1 protein-coding gene is annotated in these 374 nt (G+C 61.2%); it reads right to left on the minus strand.

What is annotated here, in order from left to right; all coding sequences use genetic code 11:
* Nucleotides 1–46: 46 nt before the first annotated feature.
* Nucleotides 47–374 (minus strand): plasmid pRiA4b ORF-3 family protein (locus ABG80_RS17470; RefSeq protein ID WP_160322587.1); only part of this gene is annotated, 328 nt, incomplete at its 5' end.

Here is a 374-nt window from a genome sequence, read left to right on the forward strand (position 1 = left end):
GTAAGCGTCCGACCAAGGCCCAACTTGGCAGCGCACGACTGGTCAGCTAGAGCTTGATTTCATACAAGCGATCCTGGGCGTCCTGCACGTTGAAGGCATTGGGATCGAAGGGGTGCCCGATCCATGCGGTCATGTCGCCATGCTCCGGATGCTCAGGGTCGGCGATGGCCTGCAAGAAGTCTGCGTAGCCAGGGGCGCCACCCACGTCCTCAGGTGGGCAGGCTCCAGCGCCTGCCAGGCACATGGGGAACTGCAGCTTGAGCTCGGCGGGCATGGTGTCGACCCGCTCGACCTTGATCCTGTGAGTCCAGTTATCACCGAAGTCATATGTCCAGTTGAACGTGGCGCTGTAGCCCAGCGCCTTGTTCAACGTC

Origin of the sequence: Aquabacterium parvum (genome assembly GCF_001447195.1) — a bacterium.
In the GTDB taxonomy this organism is placed as follows: Bacteria; Pseudomonadota; Gammaproteobacteria; order Burkholderiales; family Burkholderiaceae_C; genus Aquabacterium; species Aquabacterium parvum.